The sequence below is a fragment of the Xanthomonas sp. WHRI 10207 genome (assembly GCF_040202975.1).
Classification (GTDB): domain Bacteria; phylum Pseudomonadota; class Gammaproteobacteria; order Xanthomonadales; family Xanthomonadaceae; genus Xanthomonas.
Map to the genome: position 1 here is coordinate 201647 of NZ_JBEGDX010000008.1, position 19993 is coordinate 221639.

The following is a 19993-nucleotide window of genomic DNA, read 5'->3' on the forward strand; positions in this document are numbered from 1 at the left end:
CGGTGATATGGCAGACAACGTTGCGGGCAACGACCGACTGATCTGGATCGATCTGGAAATGACCGGCCTGGATACCGATCGCGATTCGATCATCGAGATCGCCACCATCGTGACCGATGCGCAGTTGAATGTGCTGGCCGAAGGACCGGAACTAGCCATCGCCCATCCGCTGGCAACGCTGGAAGCGATGGACGAGTGGAACCGCAACCAGCACCGTCGTTCGGGCCTGTGGCAGCGTGTGCTCGACAGCCAGGTCACCCACGCACAGGCCGAAGCGCAGACGGTAGCGTTTTTGGGCGAATGGATCCGTGCCGGCGCCTCGCCGATGTGCGGCAACTCGATCTGCCAGGATCGCCGCTTCCTGCACCGCCAGATGTCGCGTCTGGAACGTTATTTCCACTACCGCAACCTCGACGTATCCACCATCAAGGAACTGGCGCGCCGCTGGGCACCGACGGTGGCCAACGGATTTGCCAAGAACTCGGCACACACTGCGCTCAGCGATGTGCGCGATTCCATCGACGAACTGCGCCACTATCGGCAGTTCATGGGGGCGCTCGGCGGTGATACCGAGGCTGGCACGCAGGGCTGATCTGGCGGATGGGCGGCATGCGTTTTGGCGCGCTGCGCGTCGAGCGCGCTAACGCCAGGGCAACTGGCCGCAATCGCAGTAAAATCGCAGCAGGCAGTGATAAAACATAAAAGGCCGCATCTTTCGATGCGGCCTTTTGCTTTTGAAAGATGACGCAGATGTTCAGCGCGCCAACGGTGGCCCCTTGGTCAGGTCGCCGTCATCGGCAATGCCTTTGCGCAACAGATCCGAGATCGGCTTGCCATCGGCATCGTGGTGATACACATGCAGGTCGCGCTGCGGGTACGGAATGTTGAGCCCGTTTTCCAGCAGCTGGTTGCGGATTTGCTCCAGCGTACTGCTCTTGGCCGCACCAAAATTGCCATTGGTGGCGTAAGCAAACAGCATCAGATCGACCGTGCTTTCGCCAAGGTTGGTCACCTGCACGAACGGTGCGGGTGAATCCAGGACGTTCGGATTGTCCTTGGCGATCTGCAGCAACAACTGCTGCGCTTTTTTCAAATCATCCTGGTAACCCACGCCCACTGTCACTTCCAGGCGGCGGTTGGGCAGGGTGCTGTAGTTGATGATGGGCGCCGTGGTGATGGTGCTGTTGGGCAGGGTGATCATGCGTTCGTCGAACGCGCGCAGCCGGGTCTGAAAGATCCGGATCTCATCGACAATGCCTTCCTGGCCCGCGATCACCACATGGTCGCCATCGCGCATCGGCCGCAACACGATCAGCATGACGCCGGCGGCGATGTTGGACAGCGAGTCCTTCAACGCCAGACCGACTGCAAGGCCGGCGGCACCGAGCACCGCAATCAACGAGGTCGGCGGTACGCCGATCTTGCTCAGTGCACTGACGAACACCAATACCAGCAGCAATGCATAGACCACATTGCGCAGGAAATTGGTCAGCGTGATTTCAATGCGTGCACGGGTCAAAGCACGGTGCAGCCACTGACTAAGCTGCTTTGCCAGCCACATGCCCACAACCAGAATGACGAGCGCAACTCCCCAGTTCAGCAAGATTTGCGCCCAGTCGACCTTGTCCCAGCCCGTCGGCTGCTTCGGGACAGTGGCTACCGTTTTGGTGGTTGCAGCAGCTGCTCCCGCAGCTGCCGCCATCACTGCACCCAACAGTCCCATCAGCTCTCGCTCTTGAGCTTGGCCAGACGCAGCCAGGTATCGACCACGGTGTCAGGATTCAACGACACCGACTCGATGCCTTCCTGCATCAACCATTCGGCCAGTTCCGGGTGATCCGACGGCCCCTGGCCGCAGATGCCCACGTACTTGCCCTTGGCGCGCGCCGACTTGATCGCCATCGACAGCAGCTTCTTGACCGCCGGGTTCCGCTCGTCGAACAGATGCGCCACGATCGACGAATCGCGGTCCAGGCCCAGGGTCAGCTGGGTCAGATCGTTGGAGCCGATCGAGAAGCCGTCGAAGATCTCCAGGAATTCATCGGCCAGCAGCGCGTTGGACGGCAGCTCGCACATCATGATGATCTTCAGCCCGTTCTCGCCCTGCTTGAGTCCGTTCTGCTCAAGTACTTCGATCACCTTGCGGCCTTCTTCCAACGTCCGCACGAACGGGATCATCACCCAGAGATTATCCAGGCCCATCTCGTTGCGCACCTTCAACACCGCCTTGCACTCCAGCGAGAACGCCTTGGTGAAGGACGGGTCGACATACCGGCTGGCGCCGCGGAAGCCGATCATCGGGTTCTCTTCATGCGGTTCGTAACGCGAGCCGCCGATCAGGTTGGCGTACTCGTTGGACTTGAAGTCCGACAACCGCACGATCACCGTGTGCGGCGCCACCGAGGCGGTCAGCGTGGCGATGCCTTCGGCCAGACGGTTGATGTAGAAGCTCACCGGATCGCCGTAGCCGGCAATCTTGGCGTCGATCTTCTTGCGGACGTCGGCGTCCTGCTTGTCGTATTCCAGCAGCGCGTTCGGATGGATGCCGATGTGCGCGGCGATGATCATCTCCAGGCGCGCCAGGCCGATACCTGCATTGGGCAGCTGGCCGAAGTCGAAGGCGCGCTCCGGGTTGGCCACGTTCATCATGATCTTGAGCGGGGCCGGCGGCATGTTGCCCAGGTCGGTGGTGGTGCGCTCGAACGGCAGCAGGCCGTCGTAGATAAAGCCGGTATCGCCTTCGGCGCAGCTGACCGTCACTTCCTGGCCGTCGCTGATCATGTCGGTGGCGTTGCCCGAGCCGACCACGGCCGGCACCCCGAGCTCGCGCGCGATGATCGCCGCATGGCAGGTACGGCCGCCACGGTTGGTGACGATCGCCGATGCACGCTTCATCACCGGCTCCCAATCGGGGTCGGTCATGTCAGCGATCAACACGTCGCCCGCCTGCACGCGGTTCATGTCCTCCAGCGAGCGCACCACGCGCGCGACGCCGCTGCCGATCTTGGCGCCGACCGCGCGGCCTTCGACCAGGATCTTGGCGCCCTTGGCGTCCAGCGAGAACCGCTCGATCTGGGTGGCGTGGCTGCGCGACTTCACCGTTTCCGGGCGCGCCTGCACGATGAACAGCTTGCCGCTCACGCCGTCCTTGGCCCACTCGATGTCCATCGGGCGGCCGTAATGCTTTTCGATCACCAGCGCCTGCTTGGAAAGCTCCTGCACATCTTCGTCGCTGATCGAGAAGGTGTTGCGCAGTTCCACCGGGGTGTCTTCGGTGCGCACGCGCTCGCCGGGCACATCCGAATACACCATGCGGATCGCCTTGCTGCCGAGCGAGCGACGCAGGATCGCCGGCTTGCCTGCCGTGAGCGTGGGCTTGTAGACGTAGAACTCGTCGGGATTGACCGCGCCCTGCACGACCATTTCGCCCAGGCCGAAGCTGGAGGTGACGAACACCACATCGCGGAAGCCGGACTCGGTGTCCAGCGTGAACAACACGCCGGCCGCGCCGACGCCTGAGCGCACCATCAGCTGCACGCCCGCCGACAGGAACACGTCTTCGTGCTTGAAGCCATGGTGCACGCGGTACGCAATCGCGCGGTCGTTGTAGAGGCTGGCGAACACTTCCTTGACCTTGTGCACGACATCGTCGGCGCCGGTCACGTTGAGGAAGGTTTCCTGCTGGCCTGCGAAGGAGGCGTCCGGTAGGTCTTCCGCCGTTGCAGAAGAGCGCACCGCCACGGCCACTTCGCCGCCGCCGTTTTCTGCGCACAGCTGTTCGTAGGCGGTGCGGATGTCGCGGTCCAGTTCCGGCTGCAGCGGGGCATCGATCACCCAGCCGCGAATTTCCTTGCCGGCTACAGTGAGCGCGGTGACGTCTTCGACGTCCAGCGTTGCGAGCTTGTCGAAAATCCGCTTGGACAAATCGTTGTGTGCGATGAAGTCCTTGAACGCTTCTGAAGTGGTCGCATATCCACCCGGAACCGAAACGCCCAACCCGGCCAAGTTGCCGATCATCTCGCCGAGCGAGGAATTTTTACCGCCTACGCGGGCCAGATCGACCAGGCGTAGCTCATGCAACCACAGGATATTCTCGTTCAAGCGCGATGCTCCGTAAGGCCATCGCCCGAGCGGGCTGAATGGCCGCGACCGTAGGAAGAAGCCGCTATGATGCAGTGCACAGCGGAACCTGCACAAGCATGAACCCGTAAGTTTTGGACACTAGTTCAAAGAGGTGGTCTTGATGTCAACAATCCGGCCGGTGTTTTACGTCTCCGATGGAACCGGTATCACCGCTGAAACGATTGGGCATAGCCTGCTCACCCAGTTCAGCGGGTTCAACTTCGTCACCGACCGCATGTCGTTCATTGATGATGCAGAAAAAGCGCGCGATGCCGCGATGCGGGTGCGCGCTGCCGGCGAGCGTTACCAGGTGCGCCCGGTGGTGGTCAATTCATGCGTCGATCCAAAGCTGAGCATGATCCTGGCCGAAAGCGGTGCCTTGATGCTGGATGTGTTCGCGCCCTTCATCGAACCGCTGGAGCGCGAGCTCAACGCGCCGCGCCACTCGCGCGTGGGCCGCGCGCACGGCATGGTCGATTTCGAGACCTATCACCGCCGCATCAATGCGATGAACTTCGCGCTGAGTCACGACGACGGCATTGCGCTCAACTATGACGAGGCCGATGTGATCCTGGTGGCGGTATCGCGCGCGGGCAAGACGCCCACCTGCATCTACCTGGCCTTGCATTACGGCATCCGCGCCGCCAACTATCCGTTGACCGAAGAAGATCTGGAAAGCGAACGACTGCCGCCACGGTTGCGCAACTATCGCAACAAATTGTTCGGCCTGACCATCGACCCGGAACGGTTGCAGCAGATTCGTCAGGAGCGTCGCGCCAACTCGCGCTACAGCGCGGCAGAAACCTGCCGACGCGAAGTCGCAACCGCCGAGCGCATGTTCCAGTTGGAGCGCATTCCCACGCTGAGCACCACCAACACCTCGATCGAAGAAATCTCCAGCAAGGTGTTGTCGACCCTGGGACTGCAGCGCGAAATGTTTTGAGGCCGGGATTGGTGGGGCGGGATGCGGGATCGGGCAAGCAGGCGGTGCGTCCACAATTCGGGGGCTGCCGCGACGCGGCTGACGGCGTGCCGGCAGCCCAAGAAAAATCAAGCGGGCGGGGCAGGGCTCCGCCAAGGTAGGCCTGCCATTGGGCCCTCGTCAATGCTGCCCGTGCGGCAGCGCAGCGTGTAGGATCGGTGCATGGCCCAAGCATTGAGCAAACTCGAGATCATCCCCCGTCTGAGCCGGTTCGGTTGGCTGATGGGGTTGTACGCAGAAAACTTCCAGCATCTCACCCGGCTGTTCGCGCCGGCCGATCTGGCGCCTGGCTCGTATGTGTCGTCGATCAGCGATGGGCTGAACCTGCGGCTGGACGTGATCGAATGCCATCGCTACACCGTCGAACTGCGCCTGACCTACGACCTGTGCGACCCGGTGACCGGTGAGCCGGATCCGTCTGCGTATGTGCGTCTGTACCGCGATGCACGTCAGGCCGAGACCACGCATTGCTATGTGGGCCGTCGCTGGCAGGACGTGATGGGGATGTTCCCGCCGCCGGCCGAGCTGATCAGTCACCGCATGCGCATGAACACCTTCCTGGGCAAGTGGCTGGAGTACCTGGCCGAACGCGGCCATGGGGTTGCCACTCTGCGGCTGGACACCGACTACGTTGCGCCGCCTCGGCCCAGTTCGCAGGTGGTTGTTGGTTAAGTGCAGTAGGCAGATGTCGCGTGCGCATCGTTAGCGAGCGCTGCTGTTAGACGGAAATGGCCAGTGACCGGCATGCGGATGGAACTTGCCGATGGCTTGGCGCACCGTCCACCGGAGTCGTTCAAGGCACGACCGCATAGCGCCCAATCACCGTTTGTCACCACGGCAGACGCATGTCATCGGTCATACTGATGCGCTTCGTTGCAGATCGCGCGCCATGCCCTATACCCCGATTGTCGCCACGCTTGGCTATCTGTTGTCGCCCGACGGCACGCATGTGCTGATGATCCACCGCAATGCCCGTCCCGGCGATCAACATCTGGGCAAGTACAACGGGCTCGGTGGCAAGGTGGAGCCGGACGAAGACGTGCTGGCCTGCATGCGCCGCGAGATCCGCGAAGAAGCCGGCGTCGCGTGCGGCGACATGCAATTGCGCGGCACCATCAGCTGGCCCGGTTTCGGCAAGCAGGGCGAGGACTGGTTGGGCTTCGTGTTCCTGATCCGCAGCTTCGATGGCACACCGCATACATCCAATCCCGAAGGCACGCTGGAGTGGGTGCCTCTCGCGCAGATGGATCAGGTGCCGATGTGGGAGGGCGACCGCAACTTCCTGCCGTTGGTGTTCGATGGCGACCCGCGCCCCTTCCATGGGGTGATGCCGTATCGCGACGGGCGCATGCAATCGTGGAGCTATTCGCGGGTCTGATCGGCTGGCGTGCGGGTCGCCTTGCGCCGGCGCCGTGCTCCGGTCCGCCGGCATGCCAAGTCGTACTTGTCCGGCTCACTCGTGGCGTCGGCCATCTCCGCAATCAGTCAAGCGAGATTACCCGCACAGTTTTCCACATCCCCTGTGGATGGACGCTGCGCAAGTCTGTGGACAAGTCCGCAAGCCGCCTGCGGCGCAACGCGCTCGCACCGGTTGGTCAAAATTTCGCCAGTGCGATTATTGGGCGGTCCAGCCACCATCGATGGCGATGGATTGCCCGGTGATGTTGCGTGCCGCATGCGACATCAGGAACGCCACCGTGCCGGCCAGCTCGTCGTACTCGATGAAGGCGCCCTTGGGCATCGGCTTGAGCATCACATCGCGGACCACCGCTTCTTCGGCAATGCCGCGCGTGCGCGCCTGGTCGGCGATCTGGCGCTCTACCAATGGCGTGCGCACATAGCTGGGGCACAGCGTGTTGACGGTGATGTCGCAGTCTGCAGTTTCCAGTGCGATCACCTTGGCCAGGCCGACCAGGCCATGTTTGGCGGCCACATACGCGCTCTTGTAGGGGCTGGCGACCAACGAATGGATGCTGCCGATATTGACGATGCGTCCATAGCCTGCCGCGCGCATGCCCGGCAGCACGGCACGGCTGAGTCGCGCTGCGCCGGTCAGCATGACGTCGACCAGCAGGGCCCAGCGCTGCATCGGGAAATCTTCCAGCGCGGCGACCTGCTGCAGGCCGGCATTGTTCACCAGCACCTGCGGCGGCTGCGAGGCGCCGGCCAGCGCGTGCGCAATGCTGTCGTCGTCTGTGACATCCAGCACCAGTGCTTCGGCCGAGCCGCCAGCGTCGCGCACGCGCTTGGCCGTGTGCTCGGCGGCGGCCTGGTCCATGTCGCTGACCAGCAGATGGTGGCCGTCGGTTGCCAGATGGCTGGCGATGCCGGCGCCAATGCCGCTGCCCGCGCCGGTGATCAGGATGCTGCGCATCGGGTGTCCTTCACTGTGATGCGCGGCCGGGAGCGGCCACGCTGATCGCCAGCCTAGCGGAGGACGGGCAAACGGTCGCCTGCATGGCGTGCGCGCGTTACCCTTTGCGCCTCGCTCTGATCAGGTTCCGCATGAAACGCCATTTTTCGATGCTGCGCGATTTCCAACTTGCGGACTGGTTCACGCTGGCCAATGCTTTCTGCGGCACCGGCGCAGTATTCGCAGCGATGCGGTTCTTGCAGGAGGGTCACAGTGGGGACCTGTTGCTGGGTATGGCGCTGATCCCCTTGGCGTTCGTGTTCGATGCGCTGGACGGGCACGTCGCGCGGTGGCGTAAGGCGTCTTCCACCCTGGGCCGCGAGCTGGATTCGCTGGCCGACGTAATCTCATTCGGCGTGGCGCCGGCGGCGCTGGGTTATGCCTGCGGCATGCGTGGCGGCTGGGACTGGCTGGTCCTGAGCTATTTCGTCTGCTGCGGCGTGAGCCGGCTGGCGCGGTACAACGTGACGGCCGAAGAGATCGCTGGCGAGGCCGACAAAGTGCCGTACTTCGAAGGCACCCCGATTCCGACCAGCCTGGTGCTGGTGATCCTGCTCGCAGTCGCCGCCAGCAGCGGGCATATCGGCGACGCCCTGTGGTGGGGCCAGTGGCAGCTCGGGCCGTGGCAGTTCCACCCGCTGGTGCTGCTGTTTGCCGTCTCCGGCTCGCTGATGATCAGCAAGACGTTGCGGATCCCCAAGCCCTGAGCGGCACGCCTGGTTACACGCGGTAGGATGGCTCGGTGGATCGTCACAGGAGGGAATGATGGCAAGCAGCGGTTCGGACAACGGCAACGTCGAGGACAAGGCACGCCAGTATTGGGCGGCCTGGGGAGACGCCATGCGCCACGGCCAGTCTGGCTCCGCTGCGCAGCCACCGCCGGCGTCCGGCGGCGATGCCCCGCAGGACTGGAGAAAGGCAGTGGACTGGTGGTCGCAGCTGCTGCCCACCCAGGCCGCGCCGCAGGCGCAGGAAGCCATCGACCGCTTCCGCACCCAGGCTGGCGGCTGGTTCGGCACCATGCAGCAGGTGGCCGGGCAGTTCGCCGGCCGCGACACCTCCGCCAACGAAGTCTCCGATGCCTGGCGCCGCGCCGTGCAGGGGCAGGGCGAGCAACTGATGCAGTGGACGCTGGGTTCGCTGCGCGGCGGCAGCCCCGGCGGCTTCGACCCGTGGCTGCAGCAGGCGGCGCAGGCCCTGGGTAAATGGCGCGAAGAAAACGCGCCGTGGTTGGACATGCCGGCCTTCGGCTTGAACCGCAATCATCAGGCGCGCCTGCAGAAACTGGCGCGCGCGCAACAGGATTATCAGGCGCAATCGCAGGCCTACGGCGAGCAACTCAAGGCAGCGATCGAGCAGGCCTTCACCCGTTTCACCACCAAGTTGAGCGAGCACGAAAGCAGCGGCAGCCAGCTGACCAGCGCGCGCGCCTTGTTCGATCTGTGGATCGAGGCGGCCGAAGAGTCCTATGCCGATGTGGCGTTGTCGGATCGGTTTCGCGACGTGTACGGCGGGTTCGCCAACGCGCACATGCGCTTGCGCGCGGCGTTGCAGGAGGAGGTCGAACAGCTCAGCGAACGTTTCGGGATGCCGACGCGTTCGGAGATGGATGCCGCGCATCGCCGTATCGCAGAACTGGAGCGCGCGGTGCGCCGGATGTTGCGCACCGCTGCCGGCACCAGCACCAAGGCGGCTGGCAAGCCGGCCGAAGACACCACCGCTGATCCGCAGGCGTCGTCTCCGCCCAAACGTGCAGCGCCGCCCAACGCCGCCGCTGCGCGCAAGCCGGCCGCGGCAACCGCTGCAGTAAAAAAGACCGCGGCCAAAAAATCTGCGCCCAAGAAGACCGCACCTGCAACACCTGCGGTGAAAAAGACCGCCACAGCGAAAGCCGCATCGAAACCGTCGTCCGGCAAAGCGTCCGGCAGTAAGCCGGTCGCACGCACCCCACGTGGAGCCAAGGCATGAAAGGGCCGTTGGGATTCAGTGCCGAAGACCTGATGCAGGAAACCCTGTCGCTGCAACGCAAGCTGCGCGAAGGCCTGAAACTGCTGCCCGGTGTGGAAGACGTCGACTATGGCGTCACCGAACGCGAAGAAATCTGGCGCGACGGCAAGGTGGTGCTGTATCGCTTTGTCGGCGAGCAGGCGCCGGTGGCCAAGACGCCGCTGCTGATCGTGTATGCGTTGGTCAATCGTCCGTACATGGTGGACCTGCAGGCCGACCGTTCGCTGGTCAAGGGCCTGTTGAGTCACGGCCAGGATGTCTACGTGCTGGACTGGGGCTACCCGGACCGCTCCGAGCGCTATCTCACGCTCGAAGACTATCTGCTGCGCTACATCGATGGCGCGGTGGATTACTTGCGTGCCCAATCGGGGCTGGAGGCGGTGGACGTGCTCGGCATCTGCCAGGGCGGCACCTTTTCGTTGTGCTACGCCGCGCTGCAACGGCACAAGGTGCGCAACCTCATCACCATGGTCACGCCAGTGGATTTCCACACCCCCGACAACATGCTGTCCAACTGGGCGCGCATGGTCGATGTGGATCTGTTCGTGGACACCATGGGCAACGTGCCGGCGGATCTGATGAACGCCAGTTACCTGATGCTCAAGCCGTTCCGGCTTAATTTGCAGAAGTACGTTGGCTTGCTGGACATCCTCGACGACAAGCAGGCGCTGGAAGACTTCTTGCGCATGGAAAAGTGGATCTTCGATTCGCCGGATCTGGCGGGCGAGGCGTTCCGTGAATTCGTGACCTTGTTCTACCAACGCAATGGGCTGGTCACCGGCCAGGTGAGCATCGGCGGGCAGGCGGTGGATCTGCAGGAAGTCGATATGCCGGTGCTCAATATCTATGCCGAACACGATCATCTGGTGCCACCGGATGCCTCGCGCGCCTTGCGTGGGCTGGTGGGCAGCAAGGATTACAGCGAGCTGAGTTTTCGCGGCGGACATATCGGGATCTACGTGTCCGGACGTGCCCAGCGCGAGGTGCCGGTGGCGATCCATCGCTGGCTGCAGGAGCGCGACGGCGTCGCCTGATGTGTCGCGTGCAAGTACGCAGACTGCGTGCGACCGCCTACCGCCGCCCATCACGGCCTGCTGTCGCCCGGCTTTTTAGACTGCTTGCTACGTTTGAAGGAGCGTTCTCATGGCCACCACTGCACTGTCCCGTTCTCTCAATGACCGCATGATCGCCGGTGTCGTCGGCGGAATTGCGCGTCGTTTCGGATGGAGCTCCACCTTGCTGCGCGTTCTGTTCGTGATCGTCTCGATCGCCTCGGCCGCGTTTCCCGGCATCCTGGTCTATCTGATCCTGTGGCTGCTGATCCCCACGCAGGCCGATTGAGCCCGTTGCGGCGCGCGCCATCGGCAGTGTTGGTGCTTGGCGCGTTGTGGACGCTGCCCAATACCGCGCTTGGCCTGTTGATCGGCGCCATCGGCAGTTGTTTTGGCGCCCGCCCGCGCTGGTCCCGCCACGAGCTCGCGCTCGTCTTTCATGCCTGGCCCTGGGGGCCGGGCGGGGCGATGACCTTGGGTAATGTGATCCTGCTCAAGGGCGCATCGTTGGATCTGCAATGCAGCACCTATGCACACGCGGCCGGCCGCTGCGAGCATCCGCCGGTGCGTCTGGGCGATCACGAGCGCGCACATGTGTATCAATACATGCTGCTCGGGCCACTGTTCCTGCCGGTGTATCTGGTGTGCGGCGGCATCCATGTGCGCAACCCGCTGGAGCGGGCGGCCGATACGTACGCGATGCAGGGCCATGGCTGGTGGCCGTGGTGGCCATCGACTTGGAGCGGCTAACAACGTTCCTGCGCTCACTGCGGGGCTGACGCATCCGGTGCTCGGTGTACGCGCATACCCCGTTTGTGATGGCGCAGTCCACGCCCGTCTGAAGACCGCTCGTTATGTGTTCTCAGCCGCGCTTAGTGGCAGCAGCGCCTGCTCGGCGGCTGCATCGCAAGACGCAATCGCCCTCAATCCAGGCGCGAGAACCCGAACAGGTCCGACAGCGGGTGCGGCTTACCTTCCAATTGCGCACGCAGCAGCCCGGCACCGATCGCGCTATAGGTGATGCCGTTGCCGCCGTACGCCATTGCAAACAAGACGCGCGGGCCTTGCTCGGCATGCGTGCCGAAGAACGGCAGGCCGTCGGCGGTTTCGGCAAACGTGCCGCCCCACGAAAACACCGGGCGCAGATGTACGTCCGGCATGGTCTTGCCGATCTTCTTCAGCAGCGTCTTCAATTTGCTTTCCACGCGCGCATCGCGGCGCGCCGGGATGTCCACGTTGTCGTCCTCACCGCCGGCCACCACACGGCCATCGGGTGTGCTGCGTAGGTACAGATACGGGCGTGCGGTCTCCCACATCATGGTGTGCTTGAGCGCACCGATCTCGCTGTCGTGCAGCGGGTCGGTCACGAACGCATAGCTGCTGCGATTACGTGCCACACGCTGCGATAGCCACTGCTGGTTGCCATAGCCTGCGGCCATGATCACGTGCTTGGCGCGCACGACGACGTCTTCGTGAGTACGTAATTCCACGTGCTGATCGTGCGGGACAATGCTAGCGATCGTAGTGCGATCGAAGATGCGTCCGCCGTACTGCTCGCATTCGGCGAATAGGCGATAGCACAGCCGATACGGGTCGACGCTGGCGGCCAGGCGGCTGAGGATGGCGCCGTCGGAGCGCACGCCGTAGTCGTGCCAGAGCGGCTCGCGGTCGACCCATTCCACCGGCAGCTGATGGGTCTGGCGTGCGTCGAGCTCGCGCCGCAGATCTTTCAGATCGCGCGCACGGCTGGCGTAGTAGAGGCTGTCCTGGCGGGTGAAGTCGCAGCCACCCAGGCTGTCGCACAGGTCCTGCAGGTCGACGATGGCCTGCGCACAGGCGCCGTAAGCGAGCGCGGCTGCCGGCATGCCGTGTTGTTTGGCCAGATCGACCATTGGCGTATCGATTTCGTATTGCAGCAGTGCAGTGCTGGCCGAGGTACTGCCCCAGCCGATCTCGCGTTGTTCGACCACCACCACCTCATGGCCATTGCGCAGCAATTCGTGCGCGATCAGCGCGGCAGTCACGCCGCCGCCCACGATGACGACCTCGGCCTGGGTGTCTTGCTCCAGGCGTGGATAGGCGCGCATCAATCCATTACGGATCGACCAGAACGGGTAGCCACTTTTGAGGTCCATGCGATGTCGTGAGAAAGCGGGTGGACCGAGATTGGACGACCAAGCAGGGTGAAGCACTCGTGAGGTGCGTCAGGTCTTGAGGCCGTCACCAAACCGCAAACAGCCGGCGTTAACGTGCGTGGAAAGCTCCTCACGACGCGCTCGTTATGCTCGCGCCTCCAACGCAACAACAGCAGCAAAAGGGTGTGGCATGTCGATTGTCCTGTACCTCGGTGGCAGCAAAGATGGCGACAAGGGCGTTGTGCCTTACGGGTTCAGCAAGTCGCGGGCAATGACCGACGCCGGCCCGGAGATCTATGTGGAACGCATGGTGCCGCTGAAGAACGTCGGCAAGATCCGTGTCATGGCACTGGAATCCATGCACGAAAGCATTCTGGTCGAGCGCGCCGCCACCCATTACGCGCACCGCGCCAGCTGAGCGCGGCGGCATAGGTTTACGGCGGCGCTGTCAACGGGTTTCCGTCGCGCGCCCACACTGCGAAAATGCTTTTTTTCAGTGAAGCGGTTTATTCCGCGCCGCCATGCACGATAGCCAGCTTGCCCAGCAGATCGCTCGCACCATCGCCGACGAGATCGGTGCCCAACCCGCCCAGGCGCGCGCCGCCATCGCGCTTCTCGACGAAGGCGCCAGCGTGCCGTTCATCGCCCGCTACCGAAAAGAGGTGACTGGCGGCCTGGACGATACCCAGCTGCGTAACCTTGAAACGCGTCTGACCTATCTGCGCGAGCTGGAAGACCGCCGCGCGGCGATCCTGTCCAGCATTGGCGAGCAGGGCAAACTCAGCGACGAACTGCGCAACGAGATTGCCGCTGCCGACACCAAGTCGCGGCTGGAAGATCTGTATCTGCCTTACAAGCCCAAGCGCCGCACGCGTGCGCAGATCGCGCGCGAAGCCGGGCTGGAGCCATTGGCCGAGGGCTTACTGGCCGACCCGACGCAGGCGCCGGAGGTGGCCGCCGCCGCCTTCATCGACGCCGAGAAGGGTGTTGCCGACATCAAGGCCGCGCTGGAAGGCGCCCGCGCCATCCTGATGGAGCGCTGGGGCGAAGATGCCGCGCTGGTGGGCGAGTTGCGCAGCTGGCTCAACGATAACGGCGTGATCCGCGCACGCGTCGCCGAGGGCAAGGAAGAGGCCGGTGCCAAATACCGCGATTACTTCGACCACGCCGAAGCGCTGGCGAAAATTCCGTCGCACCGCTTGCTGGCGCTGTTCCGCGCGCGCCGCGAAGAATTTCTGTATCTCGATCTCGACCCAGGCAGCGATGCCGAAGCCGGGCATCAGTACGCCGAAGGCCGGGTGGCGCGCAGTGCCGGTATTTCCAACCAGGGCCGCCCGGCAGACCGCTGGTTGCTGGACGCGTGCCGGCTGACCTGGCGCGCCAAGTTGCACATGCACCTGCTGCTGGACCTGTTCAACCAGGCCCGCGAGAAGGCCGAGGCCGAAGCGATTGCGGTGTTCGGCGACAACCTCAAAGACCTGATGCTGGCCGCGCCAGCCGGCCCGCGCGTGGTGCTGGGGCTGGACCCGGGCATCCGCACCGGTTGCAAGATCGCCGTGGTCGATGCCACCGGCAAGCTGGTAGCCACCGAGACCATTTACCCGCACGAACCCAAGCGGCAATGGGACCAGTCGCTGCAAACGATCAAGAAATTGTGCATGCAGCACAACGTGGAGCTGATCGCGATCGGCAACGGCACCGCCAGCCGCGAAACCGACAAGCTGGCCGGTGAGGCGATCGCGCTGTGCGGGGCGACCAAGTTGCAGAAGGTCGTGGTCAGCGAAGCGGGGGCGTCGGTGTATTCGGCGTCCGAGTTTGCCGCCAAGGAATTCCCGGAGCTGGATGTCTCGCTACGCGGCGCGGTGTCGATCGCACGGCGCTTGCAGGACCCGCTGGCCGAGTTGGTCAAGATCGAGCCCAAGGCAATCGGCGTGGGCCAGTACCAGCACGACGTCGACCAGTACCGCCTGGCCAAAGCACTGGAGGCGCGCGTGGAGGACTGCGTCAACGCCGTTGGCGTCTACGTCAACACCGCCTCGGCCGCGCTGCTGTCGCGCGTGTCGGGCCTGTCCGGCACGGTGGCGGAAAACATCGTGCGCCATCGCGATGACAACGGCCCGTTCAAGCGTCGCAAGGATCTGCTCAAGGTGCCGCGCCTGGGCGACAAGACCTTCGAACAATGCGCTGGGTTTTTGCGCATTGCCGATGGCGACGAGCCGCTGGATGTGTCGGCCGTGCACCCGGAAGCCTATCCGGTGGTCGAGCGCATCGTCGCCAACACCGGCAAGCCGATCAAGGCGTTGCTGGGTGATGGCAGCTTCCTGCGCGGCTTGAAGCCGGAGCTGTTCACCGATGCGCAGTTCGGTGTGCCGACCGTGCGCGACATCCTGAAAGAGATGGAAAAACCCGGCCGCGACCCGCGTCCGGAGTTCAAGGCTGCGCAGTTTGCCGAGGGCATCGAGGACATCAAGCACCTCAAGCCGGGCATGGTGCTGGAAGGCGTGGTCAGCAATGTGGCCGCGTTCGGCGCCTTCGTCGATATCGGCGTGCATCAGGATGGGTTGGTGCACATCTCCGCGTTGTCGGACACCTTCGTCAAGGATCCGCGCGATGTGGTCAAGGCCGGCGATATCGTCAAGGTCAAGGTGCTGGAAGTGGACGTGCCGCGTAAGCGCATCGCACTGACCTGCCGCCTGTCCGACACGCCGCCGGCGGCAGATGGCACTGCGCAGTCGCGCGATGCGCGCGGCAATGGCGGGCCGGGGCAGGGCCGTCGCGACGGCGGCGGACGTGGGCCGGCATCCGGCAACAGCAAGCCGCGGACCACTGCGCCACCGGCCGATAACGCACTGGCCGCGGCGTTCGCGCGCGCCAAGCGCAGCTGAGTCATGCTGCCTGGCGTGGCGACTGTGTCTGATTGATTGATAGCAACGTTGCAGAGCGGTTGCTTTGCAACGTTACAGCAGGGCCCTTGCCCGCCCACCATCGCGGGACACGCCGCAAGCACGTCCTTGTCTGCTCTTATGCGGCATCCATGCCGCGTAAGGGTCCGCGACGGTAGGCGGGCAATGACCAGTCGAAATGGTCGGTGTGCATGTCTTCAACAACGCAGCCGACTCACAGGTTGGTGCGGTGTCCTCGTCGCTTGCGGGACCCTGTGGCGGCATCCCTGCCGCCACGGGGCCTCCATGGATGGATTCACCGCGTGTCCCGCAATCGGCGAGGGCACCGCGCCCTCGACGACCTGAGCTTTTGACTGCATCTCACAAGCGACGCGACGACTCGAATCCCGTTGTGCGGATGCAGTCTGGAATGCAGTCGGGCGGCATTTGAAACGTGCCGGGGTGTCAGACGCTGCGCTCCTGCAAGAAGTCTGCATTCGCGATCGGGGCGTTGGGATTCTTCCTGCTCCTTGCCTGCATTGCTTTTATCGGCCGCTCTCGGGCGATCTCACGCCGCTCCCGGCACCGCGCGCATCGGCACCACCAAGCGTTCGATCAGATCAACCAGCCCGGGCGGCTCCACCGGCTTGCCCATATGCGCATCGAAGCCGGCCGCCACGGCACGGTCACGGTCCTCTTCGTGCACATAGGCAGTGAGCGCGATTGCCGGGATATGCCGTGGCAGATCGACGCGACCGGTGCGCACGGTGCGGATCAGATCGTAGCCATCGCGCAGCGGCATCGCGATATCGCTGACCAGCACATCGAACGCCGCAGTAGCCAGATAGTGCTCGGCTGCATCCACCGAACCTGCCGCCTGCACCTGCGCGCCGGCAAGCATCAGGAACTGCATCACCGCTTCGCGCGAATCCTGATCGTCGTCGACCAACAGCACACGCACGCCGTCCAGCCGCCCATTGCAATCGGCCGGAAGTCGCCCAGGTTGGCTCGAATCCTCCGATGACGGGCGCAGACCACTGACCCCGTGCTGGAACGGCAGCACGATGGTAAACACCGAACCCAGGCCTTCGCCGGCGCTGGAGGCCCCAAGGCTGCCGCCATGCAGATCCACCAGCTGACGCGAGATCGACAAGCCCAGCCCCAGCCCGCCAACACGCCGCGTGGTGCCGGCATCTGCCTGCCGAAACCGATCGAAGACGTGCGGCAGAAACTCCGGCGCGATGCCGATCCCGCTGTCCTGCACGCATAGCCGCAGACGTCCTTCCTCAACGTCCAATCCCACCCGTACGCTGCCGCCCGGCGCGCTGAACTTGAGCGCGTTGCTGAGCAGGTTGGTGAGCACCTGCTGCAAGCGCCCGGCATCGCCGAAAAACCACAATTCGCTGCCCGCCGGCGCGTCCAGTTCCAGGGCGATCTCGCGCGCCAGCGCGGCCGGCTGCATCAGCTCCAGCGTGCTGCGCGCCAGCCCGGCAATGTCGAAATGTTCGGCCTGCAGACGGATCTTGCCGGACAGGATCGCGCTCATATCCAGCAGGTCGTCGATGATCTGCGTCTGCGCACGCGCACTGCGCTCGATGATGACCAGGCCTTTACCCAGATTCTCCGGCGCGAAAGTCTGCGCTTGCATCAGTCGCGACCAGCCCAGGATCGCATTGAGCGGCGTGCGCAATTCGTGGCTGAGCGTGGCCAAAAATTCGTCCTTGACCCGGCTGGCGTGTTCGGCCTGACCGCGCGCAGTGGTTTCCGCCTGCAGCGACAACGTGAGCTTGGCATCCACGCGCGTCCGCTCGATCACGATACCGGCCAGGTGGGATGCAGAGCGCGCCATCGCTTGTTCGCGCAGCGAGGGCAGATACGGGCGGTCGTAGTAGATGTTGAGCGTGCCCAGCACCTGGCCGTCGCTGGACAAGATCGGCGTCACGCAACACGCCGCGATTCCGAGCAGCGCCGAAACGGCATGATGAGGGCCGAAGCTTGGATCGGCCTGGAGATCGGCACAGATGACCTGCCGGCCAAGATGTGCGGCGCGCGAACAAGGCGGCCCATCCGGACCGATCGGCGCCGGCTCGAAGTTGCCGTGATACGCAAGCGGGAAGTGCGGCGCCGAGCCGAAGCTCAAGGTATGCCGCACCTCGTCCAGCACCATCACCGAGCAATACAGCCCAATCTCACCGCGCGCCTCCACGCTCAATGCGATCGCATCCAGCACCACCGGCAACGGTGCGCCGGTGGTGATCAGGCTCAGGATCGCGCGGTCGGACGCGGTGGCATCTTCGATGTGCTTGCGTTCGGAGATATCGGTGAGCGAGCCGATATGCCCAAGAAAACGTCCATCGCTGGCGAAATGCGGCGAGGCGTTATCAATACACCAACGGTACTGGCCGTCGTGGCGACGCACCCGGTATTCGGCTAAAAATTCGCCGCGTCGTTCCAGCGCCTGTTCGAAGGCCAACCGCACGCGGCCGGCATCGTCCGGATGCATCACATCCCACCAGCCCTGATCCAGCGCCTGATCTTCGGCTTGTCCGGTGAAGTCGTACCAGCGTGGGTTCCAGTACACGCAATCGCCTTGCGCGTCGGACATCCAGATCATTGCAGGGACCGTCTCGCACAGCGCACGGAAACGGATTTCGCTCTCGCGCAAACGGTGCTCGAAGGTGCGGCGATCATGGATGTCGGTATATGTGCCGATCCATTCGCTGATGCAGCCGTCGTCACCGCGGACGGGCAGGGCGCGTGCCAGATGCCAACGCGCCTGGCCGTCGTGGCGCAGCAATTCGCATTCGATCTCGTAAGCGCGCTCGTCGAGCAATGCGTCCTGCCATGCCTGCACGGATAGCTGCAGGCCATCGGCGGTATGGGCCCGATGCCACGCGGCGCCTTCGTTGTTGCCCGGATCCAGCCCGGTGTATTCGTACCAGCGTTGATTGAAATAGTGCAGCTGGCCATCGGGACCGGCGATGAAGATGATCTGCGGCAAGGTGTCGGCAAGCCGGCGCAGACGCGCTTCGCTGGCGGCCAGTTGCTGCTGCGCCTTGGCTCGCTGCATCGACTCCCAACAGCGCGCTGCCACCAGCCGCACCAGCTCGATCTCGGTCGACAACCAGCGCCGCGGTGCGCGTTGGTGCACGCCGATTGCCGCGACCAACCGGCCATGTTTATGCAGCGGTATCGCCAACGACGCACGCAGGCCGGAGTGGCGATACTGCTCGGCCACATAGTCCGGCGCACCCGGTGCCATCGCATCGGCGGTGAACCAGGGCCGGTTGGCCAGCAGTGCATCGCGCAGGCCTTGGGCCACTTCCATCGGGAAGTCGCCTTGCAGGCTCGGCATGTCCTGCACATGGTCGCTGATCACATGCATGATGCTGCCATCTGCGGCGGCCAGTCCGAACGCACAGCGATTGGCCTGCAGGTGTTCGCCGAGCAAGCGTACGCTGGTGTCGATGACGTGACGGGGATCGGAGACATGCTGCAAGGCGTCTTCGAGCATCAGCAGAAAACTGTCGCGAGTCTCGACGCGTCGCTGCGCAGTGACATCGAACCCGTGCACCAGAATTGCATCGACGCGACCATCGCTGTCGCGCATCGGCTGGTACAGAAAGTCGACGAAGGTTTCGTCGAGCGTGCTGCCGGGTGTGCGCTGCAGATAGGCGGTCATCGATTCGCCGATGAACGGCTGGCCGCTACGACGGACCTCGTCGAGCAGGCCGAGATAGCCTTGATCGGCGATCTCCGGCATCGCCTCCAGCAAGGGACGGCCCAGCAGTGGACGCTCGCCGACAAGATCGTGGAAGCGTTGGTTGACGCTCTCGATGATGTAGTCGGGCCCACGCAGCACGGCCATGAAGGCCGGCGACTGGTCGAGCGCGGGCGGCGCCGCAAGCGACATGGCATCGCTACGCTGTTCGCGCGCATCACGTGCGGGCGCAGCAGCCACATACAACGCGCCCACCTGCTTGCCGGCGTCCAGGATCGGACTGCACGACCAGGTCGCCAGATCGATTGCAGTGTTCGCATCGTCCGGCAGACCGCTAGCCAGGTCGGCGCGCGTCAGCTCGGCAAGCGGCTGGCCGAATGCAGCAGGGTGCCTTTCGCCCAATGACGCGATGCAGGCGTCGTTGTAGATGCAGCATGCGTGCTCGCCCCAGACCACTAGCATCGGGTGTTGTGCGTGCAGGCACACCGACAGCGCGGTATGCAGCGCCTGACTGGCGCAGAGCAGCGGGTCGGCGACGCATGCGGACGCCAGTACCAATGCTGCAGTTTCGCTCGTCTCCGGCAACAGGCCGGCAAACGGCGACACGGCACTTTCCATCCAGCAACCACCTGCAGATCTTGGATGCTTGATTCTAGTGACAAGCGCTCAGGTGGCAACC

At 63.9% G+C, this 19993-nt stretch carries 16 protein-coding genes; 11 read left to right on the plus strand and 5 right to left on the minus strand.

Annotated features, from left to right (window positions below; all coding sequences use genetic code 11):
* The first annotated feature begins 7 nt into the window (after positions 1-7).
* Positions 8-592, plus strand: coding sequence for an oligoribonuclease (orn, locus tag ABQU90_RS21195; RefSeq protein ID WP_055854059.1), 585 nt, complete (start codon positions 8-10; stop codon positions 590-592).
* A gap of 162 nt (positions 593-754) precedes the next feature.
* On the opposite strand, the gene ABQU90_RS21200 is transcribed toward orn, so the two are convergent.
* Positions 755-1723, minus strand: coding sequence for a mechanosensitive ion channel family protein (locus tag ABQU90_RS21200; protein ID WP_323522731.1), 969 nt, complete (start codon positions 1721-1723; stop codon positions 755-757).
* Positions 1723-4101 carry a phosphoenolpyruvate synthase gene (ppsA, locus tag ABQU90_RS21205; protein WP_115513104.1) on the minus strand — a complete coding sequence of 793 codons (2379 nt, stop codon included), beginning with the start codon at positions 4099-4101 and terminating at the stop codon, positions 1723-1725. The genes ABQU90_RS21200 and ppsA overlap by 1 nt, the downstream gene beginning before the upstream one ends.
* A 142-nt stretch (positions 4102-4243) precedes the next feature.
* On the opposite strand from ppsA, the gene ppsR reads away from it, so the two are divergent.
* From ppsR to ABQU90_RS21220, 3 genes are all read left to right on the plus strand, one after another.
* Positions 4244-5065, plus strand: a complete 822-nt coding sequence (ppsR, locus tag ABQU90_RS21210) for a posphoenolpyruvate synthetase regulatory kinase/phosphorylase PpsR (RefSeq protein ID WP_323522732.1) — start codon at positions 4244-4246, stop codon at positions 5063-5065.
* Positions 5066-5266: 201 nt separating this feature from the next.
* A complete protein-coding gene (locus ABQU90_RS21215; protein WP_323522733.1) occupies positions 5267-5776 on the plus strand; it encodes a DUF1249 domain-containing protein in 510 nt (169 codons plus the stop codon).
* Between the two features lie 217 nt (positions 5777-5993).
* The gene (locus ABQU90_RS21220) at positions 5994-6482 is read left to right on the plus strand and encodes an NUDIX hydrolase (protein ID WP_323522734.1); all 489 of its coding nucleotides are present in this window, start codon (positions 5994-5996) and stop codon (positions 6480-6482) included.
* Between the two features lie 237 nt (positions 6483-6719).
* On the opposite strand, the gene ABQU90_RS21225 is transcribed toward ABQU90_RS21220, so the two are convergent.
* Positions 6720-7478, minus strand: coding sequence for a 3-hydroxybutyrate dehydrogenase (locus ABQU90_RS21225; protein WP_323522735.1), 759 nt, complete (start codon positions 7476-7478; stop codon positions 6720-6722).
* An 83-nt stretch (positions 7479-7561) separates the two neighbouring features.
* Between ABQU90_RS21225 and ABQU90_RS21230 the strand changes: the two genes are divergently transcribed.
* The 5 genes from ABQU90_RS21230 to ABQU90_RS21250 all read left to right on the plus strand — a co-directional run bounded on the left by ABQU90_RS21230 (position 7562) and on the right by ABQU90_RS21250 (position 11326).
* On the plus strand, positions 7562-8224 hold the full coding sequence (locus ABQU90_RS21230; protein WP_323522736.1) for a CDP-alcohol phosphatidyltransferase family protein: 663 nt from the start codon (positions 7562-7564) through the stop codon (positions 8222-8224).
* Between the two features lie 55 nt (positions 8225-8279).
* Positions 8280-9485, plus strand: coding sequence for a class III poly(R)-hydroxyalkanoic acid synthase subunit PhaE (gene phaE / locus ABQU90_RS21235; protein WP_323522737.1), 1206 nt, complete (start codon positions 8280-8282; stop codon positions 9483-9485).
* Positions 9482-10558, plus strand: a complete 1077-nt coding sequence (locus ABQU90_RS21240) for a class III poly(R)-hydroxyalkanoic acid synthase subunit PhaC (protein WP_323522738.1) — start codon at positions 9482-9484, stop codon at positions 10556-10558. The genes phaE and ABQU90_RS21240 overlap by 4 nt, the downstream gene beginning before the upstream one ends.
* A gap of 109 nt (positions 10559-10667) precedes the next feature.
* Complete coding sequence (locus ABQU90_RS21245; protein ID WP_115527864.1) at positions 10668-10865, plus strand: PspC domain-containing protein; 198 nt, start codon at positions 10668-10670, stop codon at positions 10863-10865.
* A 5-nt stretch (positions 10866-10870) separates the two neighbouring features.
* A complete protein-coding gene (locus ABQU90_RS21250) occupies positions 10871-11326 on the plus strand; it encodes a hypothetical protein (protein WP_323522769.1) in 456 nt (151 codons plus the stop codon).
* Between the two features lie 173 nt (positions 11327-11499).
* On the opposite strand, the gene ABQU90_RS21255 is transcribed toward ABQU90_RS21250, so the two are convergent.
* Positions 11500-12711, minus strand: coding sequence for an NAD(P)/FAD-dependent oxidoreductase (locus tag ABQU90_RS21255; RefSeq protein WP_323522739.1), 1212 nt, complete (start codon positions 12709-12711; stop codon positions 11500-11502).
* 190 nt (positions 12712-12901) lie between these two features.
* Between ABQU90_RS21255 and ABQU90_RS21260 the strand changes: the two genes are divergently transcribed.
* Both ABQU90_RS21260 and ABQU90_RS21265 read left to right on the plus strand, forming a co-directional pair.
* Positions 12902-13129 (plus strand): hypothetical protein, encoded by a 228-nt coding sequence (locus ABQU90_RS21260; RefSeq protein WP_323522740.1) that lies wholly within the window; start codon positions 12902-12904, stop codon positions 13127-13129.
* A 103-nt stretch (positions 13130-13232) separates the two neighbouring features.
* Entirely contained in the window at positions 13233-15596 is a 2364-nt protein-coding gene (locus ABQU90_RS21265) for a Tex family protein (protein WP_323522741.1), read from the plus strand.
* A 565-nt stretch (positions 15597-16161) separates the two neighbouring features.
* On the opposite strand, the gene ABQU90_RS21270 is transcribed toward ABQU90_RS21265, so the two are convergent.
* Positions 16162-19932 (minus strand): PAS domain S-box protein, encoded by a 3771-nt coding sequence (locus ABQU90_RS21270; protein ID WP_323522742.1) that lies wholly within the window; start codon positions 19930-19932, stop codon positions 16162-16164.
* Positions 19933-19993 lie beyond the last annotated feature (61 nt).